Raw genomic sequence first — 5838 nt, forward strand, 5'->3', positions numbered from 1 at the left:
GCTGAGCTGTGATGGGTTGACTTTCAGCAGCGGATGTGCTATACTGCCCACGCTTACTCGGAGGGCAAGTCATTCGGCAGAAATGATGAGCCGGATAAGAGGACAGGCTGAGACGCCTGTTTTCTTATCCGGCTTTTTATTTTGCGGGGAGGAGAAAGGATCATGGACCTTCTGCGGGAAAACGTGGGGAGGCTGTACGGGCGGTATCTGGCCGCGGCCTTTGGCAGCGCCCTCATCAGCTCCATCTACGGCATGGTGGACATGGCCATGGTGGGGCAGTACCAGGGCCCGGAGGGCACCGCCGCCCTGGCGGTGGTGGCTCCCGTTTGGAACCTGATTTACAGCCTGGGGCTCCTCACCGGCATCGGCGGCTCGGTGCTCTTCGCCGCGGCCAGAGGGAGCGGTGTCCGGGGGAAGGAGGCCGAGAACCAGTATTTCACCGCCGCCCTCCTGGCCTCTGTGGTCCTGGCCGCCCTGTGCTGGGCCGTGGTGGGCCTCTTTGACGCCCCCCTCCTCCGGTTCTTTGGCGCCGAGGATACCCTATTGCCCTTGGCCCGGCGGTATCTGCTGCCGGTGAAGTTCGGCGTCCCCCTCTTCCTTCTCAACCAGATGCTCTCCTGCTTCCTCCGCAACGACGGCGCTCCGGGGCTGGCCACCGGAGCCGTCCTGGCCGGCGGAATATTCAACATCTTTGGGGATTACTTTTTTGTGTTCGGCCTGGATATGGGTATCTTTGGTGCTGGATTGGCCACGGTGCTGGGGGCCCTCATCACCTTCTGCGTCCTCCTCAGCCACTTTTTCTCCCCCAAAAACACGCTGAGGCTGGTCCGGCCCACCCGGCTGGCGGTCCGGCTGGCGAAGATTGGCACCACCGGCTTCTCCGCCTGCTTTGTGGACGCCGCCATGGGCATCCTGACCATCCTGTTCAACCGGCAGATCATGACCTATGCCGGAGCTGACGCGCTGTCGGTGTATGGCATCCTGGTAAATGTCAGCACCTTTGTCCAGTGCTGCGCCTACAGCGTGGGACAGGCTGCCCAGCCCATCCTCTCCACCAACTTCGGGGCGGGACGGTGGGACCGCATCCGGGCCACCCTCCGCTGCTCCCTGCTGGCTACCGCCGCATTCAGCCTCTTCTGGACGGCGGCGGCTTTGGGTGCACCCCTGGTCTTCGTCTACATCTTCATGTCGCCCACGCCGCAGGTGCTGGCCATCGCCCCCGCCATCATCCGCTGCTATGGTCTCTCCTTCCTGCTGCTGCCCTTCAACATTTTTTCCACCTATTATTTTCAGTCCCTGCTGCGCCCCCTGCCCGCCATGGCGGTGTCGGTGGCCCGGGGGGCCCTCATCAGTGGGTTCCTCATCCTGACCCTCCCCGCCCTGCTGGGGGCGGACGCCCTGTGGCTGGCCATGCCCATCACCGAGCTGGTGGTGGCGTTGCCGGTGGCCGCCCTCATGCTGAGGGACACCCGGCAGGGGACAAAAAAGCGCACCCTCCACTGAGGGTGCGCTTTGCGTTATGGGGGAATTTACTCGCCCTTCACCAGGGCCTCGCCGACGGTGTAGATGTCGCCGGCGCCCACGGTGAGGATGAGGTCACCGGGCTGGGCCAGCTCCTTGAGGGCGGCGGTGACCTCAGGCAGGGTGGCGTAATACCGGGCGCCGGGGATGCGGTCGGCCAGGTCCTTGGAGGAGATGCCGATGTCGTTGGTCTCCCGGGCGGCAAAAATCTCCGCCAGGAGGGTGATATCGGGCTTCTTCAGCACCTCCACGAAGTCGTCAAAGAGGGCGGCAGTGCGGGTGTAGGTGTGGGGCTGGAAGGCGCAGATGACCCGCTTGTAGCCCAGGGTGCAGGCGGTGTCCAGCAGGGCTTTGAGCTCGCCGGGGTGGTGGGCGTAGTCGTCATAGACCTCAGCGCCGTGGTAGGTGCCCTTGTGCTCGAACCGGCGTCCGGCGCCCCGGAACTGGGCCAGGCCCCGCTCCACCGCCTCGCCGGGCACGCCCAGAGCGATGGCAGAGGCTGCCGCCGCCAGAGCGTTCTTCACATTGTGGAGGCCGGGGATGGACAGGGACACATGGGCGTAGACCGCATCCCGGTAGATGACGTCGAAGGTGGGCAGGACGTTGGTCCAGGTGAGATTGGCGGCGTGGACGTCGCCCTCCTCCAGACCGAAAGTGGTGATGGGGCGGGTTTCGCCGGCCAGGGTGTGCATGGTGTTGGCATCGTCCCGGTTAGCGATGATCCGGCCACCCTCAGGAACCAGGTCGGCGAAGCGGCGGAAGGAGTGCTCCACGTCGTCCAGGTCCTTGAAGAAGTCCAGGTGGTCGGCCTCGATATTCAGAATGACGGCGATGGTGGGGAAGAAGGAGAGGAAAGAGTTGCAGTACTCACAGCTCTCCAGGATGATGGTGTCTCCCTTGCCCACCCGGTGGCCGGCCCCCAGCAGGGGGAGGGTGCCGCCGATCATCACCGTGGGGTCCAGCCCGGCGGCCATGATGATGTGGGTGCACATGGAGGTGGTGGTGGTCTTTCCATGGGTGCCGGAGATGCACAGGGCGTGCTTGTAGCCCCGCATGATGGCGCCCCACGCCTGGGCCCGCTCAAAGACGGGGATGCCCGCGGCATGGGCGGCGGCGATCTCCGGGTTGTTGTCGTGGACGGCGGCGGTGCGGATGACCAGCTCGGCCTGGCCCAGATTCTCGGCCCGGTGGCCGATGTGGATGGTGATGCCCAGGCTACGCAGGTGTTCCACCGCGGGACCCTCCCGCATGTCAGAGCCGGTGATGACCATGCCGGCGCCGTGGAGGACCTCGGCCAGAGGCGCCATGGAGACGCCGCCGATGCCGATGAGATGGGCCCGGTGTCCGGGGGCGATATAGGGACGAATATCCATGTCAGTCATGGGTTTACACACCCTTTTTGGAAGATTATAATGTGGCGTATCGGGAGAGGAGGAACAGAGGACCCGACCGCCCGCAAAAATGGCCCGTCCGGTCCCGGCCGCGGCGGGCCAAGCCCCGTGGGCCTTTGTTTCGTACCCTTCATTATACAGCCATTATAGGCGCTAAGCAAGGAAAAGATACCTGGGAGGGGATAAAATGGAGTGGGAACGGGTACCGGGGCCGGTGAGGACCTGCTGCGCGACCCTGTGGGCGGCGGGGGAGGCGGCCTGCCCCGTGGGGGGCTGCGTCCGGGATAGCCTGCTGGGGCGGACGCCGGGGGACTGGGACGTGGCCACCTCGGCCCGGCCGGAGACCGTCCAAGCCCTCTTTGCCCGCACCGTCCCCACCGAACTCCGCCACGGCACTGTGACAGTGCTTTTGGACGGCATGTCCCTGGAGGTCACCGCCTTCCGCCGGGAGGAGGGCTATTCCGACGGCCGCCGGCCCGACCGGGTGGTGTTCGGAGTGGGGCTCACCGAGGACCTGGCCCGGCGGGATTTTACCATTAACGCCATGGCCCTCCTGCCCGACGGCACCGTGGCCGATCCCTTCGGCGGCCGGGCCGACCTGACGGCAGGGCTGGTTCGCTGCGTGGGGGACCCGGAGCGGCGGTTCCGGGAGGACGCCCTGCGGATGCTCCGAGCGGTGCGCTTCGCCGCCCAGCTGGGCTTTGCCATCGAGGAGGAGACTGCCGCCGCCCTCCGCCGGGAGGCGGCGGGGCTGGAGCAGGTGTCCGGCGAGCGGGTCCGGGCGGAGCTGGAAAAGACCCTCCTCTCCCCGCGGCCGGAGCTGTGCGTCCTGCCGGTGGAGCTGGGGATGCTCACCCGCTTCGGCGCCCCGGCCCGGCAGGTGGACCTGACCGGTCTGGCCGTCCTCCCGGCTACGCCGGAGGAGCGATGGCGGGGGTTTTGTCAAAGAACTGGACTGGACATCAATACGCTGCCGGTGGAGCGGCGCCTCCGCCGGGCGGTGCTGGCGGACCGGTCGCCGGTGCCCGCCCTCACAGGCGGAGAGCTGCACGCCATGGGGTTCCGGGGTGCTGCCATCCGGGCGGCACTGGATACGCTGAAAAGCCATATTTTTGAATACCCAGAGGATAATACAAAAGAGAAGTTACGAGAAGTTTTGAAAAAAGCGGGGCTCTGACAGTGTCAGAGCCCCGCTGCTGTATCCGGATCAGGCGTGGAACAGGGTAACGAAGAGCCGGTAGTCCTCCTCCATTTTGGGGAGAAGAGGGTAGGAGTAGCCGTGGAGGACCCAGTCCACCACCACCCCCCGGAAGTGGCGGAAACAGAAATCGGCGATCCATTCGGGAGAATGTCCGGGGGCCAGGATGCCCTCCCGCTCCGCCTGGCGGAAGCACTCCACCATGGAGCGGAGTGTGTACCGGCTGGGGTCCATGCTCTTGGTGCCGGGCTCGGCGATGCGCTGCTGGTAGTAGCGGCCGATGAGCTCGCCGCTGTGCTCCATAAACCGGCCGTAGGCCGACAGGAGCCGCCACAGCCGCTGGTCGGGGCTCTCATCCCCGCTGTTCTCCAGCACGGAGTGCATATAGTCATCCAGGGGGGCGAAACCGTGCTCCAGCAGGGCCTCCTTGGAGGAAAAGTGATGGTAAAAGGCACCGGTGGTGATGCCGGCAGCCTTGCAGATGTCCCGGACGGACACCTTGTCAAAACCCCGCTCCCGCATGAGCTCCAGGGCGGCGTACAGGATTTTTCGCTCCGTCTCCTGGCTCTGGAGCTTTCTCCGCTGGGCATACTCCATGTGTGAGCCTCCTTTCTTCCCGTTGACAAGGGGAATGGGATAGCCTATAATACAAGGTAGCATAACACCGTTATGTGAGACTATACATGCTGATTATATATCGGGGGCGTGAGCCCTGTCAACAGATGGAGATGATGTCCGAATGGCCCCTCGTAAGATCGCCCTGCTTACCGACTCCTGTGCCGATCTGTCCGCCCGGGTGGCGGAGGAGAACCGCATCCATGTGGTCCCTCTGCGCATCCGCTGCGCCGACGGGGAGTACCGGGACGGCGTGGATATCCACGCCGCCGATATCTATGCCCGGCTGAAGCGGGGAGAGCTGCCCAAGACCTCACTGCCCACGGGGGAGGACATCTCGGCGGCCTTCGACCGCATCGCCGAGCAGGGCTATGACGGGGTCATCGCGGTGATGCTCTCCGGAGGGCTCTCCGGCACCTATAACATGGTGCGGCTTATGGCAGAGGAGCGGAAGGACCTGGAGATCAAGGTCTATGACTCGGTGAGCGGCTCTCTGGGCATCGGCATAACCATGCTGCAGCTGGCTGAGGACCTGCGTGGCGGGGCCTCCTGGCGGGAGCTCACGCACAAGCGGGTACCCCAACTCATCAAAGGGACCACCCCCTTCTTCTCGGTGGATACGCTGGAGTACCTCCAGAAGGGAGGGCGCATCGGCAAGGTGGCGGCCATGGCGGGCACCATGCTCCAGATCAAGCCCCTCATCACCTTCGCCGCTGACGGGCAGCTCCAGTCCGTGGCCAAGGTCCGTGGCCGGAAGCAGGTCATGGACAAGCTGGTGGACCTGACGGTGAAGGCCTGCGGCAGCCATAAGAAGTATAACATCGCGGTGGCCAACGGCGGCGCTCCGGAGGAGATGGAGGAGCTGCGGGAGAAACTGAAGGCGGCGCTGCCCAATTACGACCACATCTGGGACGGCCAGATTGACGGCACCCTGAGCGTCTACATCGGCGACGGTATTCTGGGGGCTGGCGTCCAGGTGCTGGACTGACAGAGTCCCATCCATATGCGGGAAGAAAAAGGACCCGCTTCAGAACAATGAACTGCCCCATGTTGTGCGGACAGTACAAAAAAGAGCCCCCGGTAGGAAAGATTGAGTTTTAAGCGGAGAGGCGT

General features: G+C 64.6%; 5 protein-coding genes. 3 read left to right on the plus strand and 2 right to left on the minus strand.

What is annotated here, in order from left to right:
• Positions 1–162: 162 nt before the first annotated feature.
• On the plus strand, positions 163–1503 hold the full coding sequence (locus tag Q0K15_RS10270; protein WP_294515757.1) for an MATE family efflux transporter: 1341 nt from the start codon (positions 163–165) through the stop codon (positions 1501–1503).
• A gap of 26 nt (positions 1504–1529) precedes the next feature.
• Here the strand turns inward: Q0K15_RS10270 and murC are convergent, their stop codons facing one another.
• Positions 1530–2903: a UDP-N-acetylmuramate--L-alanine ligase gene (gene murC, locus Q0K15_RS10275; RefSeq protein ID WP_294515758.1), complete on the minus strand. Its 1374-nt coding sequence runs from the start codon at positions 2901–2903 to the stop codon at positions 1530–1532.
• Between the two features lie 196 nt (positions 2904–3099).
• Between murC and Q0K15_RS10280 the strand changes: the two genes are divergently transcribed.
• A complete protein-coding gene (locus tag Q0K15_RS10280; RefSeq protein WP_294515759.1) occupies positions 3100–4089 on the plus strand; it encodes a tRNA nucleotidyltransferase in 990 nt (329 codons plus the stop codon).
• A gap of 30 nt (positions 4090–4119) precedes the next feature.
• On the opposite strand, the gene Q0K15_RS10285 is transcribed toward Q0K15_RS10280, so the two are convergent.
• Positions 4120–4707 (minus strand): TetR/AcrR family transcriptional regulator, encoded by a 588-nt coding sequence (locus tag Q0K15_RS10285; RefSeq protein WP_294515760.1) that lies wholly within the window; start codon positions 4705–4707, stop codon positions 4120–4122.
• 142 nt (positions 4708–4849) lie between these two features.
• Between Q0K15_RS10285 and Q0K15_RS10290 the strand changes: the two genes are divergently transcribed.
• Positions 4850–5713: a DegV family protein gene (locus Q0K15_RS10290; RefSeq protein WP_294515761.1), complete on the plus strand. Its 864-nt coding sequence runs from the start codon at positions 4850–4852 to the stop codon at positions 5711–5713.
• Positions 5714–5838: the final 125 nt, after the last annotated feature.

This window comes from uncultured Intestinimonas sp. (assembly GCF_944387245.1).
GTDB lineage: Bacteria > Bacillota > Clostridia > Oscillospirales > Oscillospiraceae > Intestinimonas.

Excerpts from the sequence above, each read along its gene's own strand:
- Q0K15_RS10270 (WP_294515757.1), top strand. The coding sequence starts at position 163 with ATGGACCTTCTGCGGGAAAACGTGGGGAGGCTGTACGGGCGGTATCTG.
- murC (WP_294515758.1), bottom strand. The coding sequence starts at position 2,903 with ATGACTGACATGGATATTCGTCCCTATATCGCCCCCGGACACCGGGCC.
- Q0K15_RS10280 (WP_294515759.1), top strand. The coding sequence starts at position 3,100 with ATGGAGTGGGAACGGGTACCGGGGCCGGTGAGGACCTGCTGCGCGACC.
- Q0K15_RS10285 (WP_294515760.1), bottom strand. The coding sequence starts at position 4,707 with ATGGAGTATGCCCAGCGGAGAAAGCTCCAGAGCCAGGAGACGGAGCGA.
- Q0K15_RS10290 (WP_294515761.1), top strand. The coding sequence starts at position 4,850 with ATGGCCCCTCGTAAGATCGCCCTGCTTACCGACTCCTGTGCCGATCTG.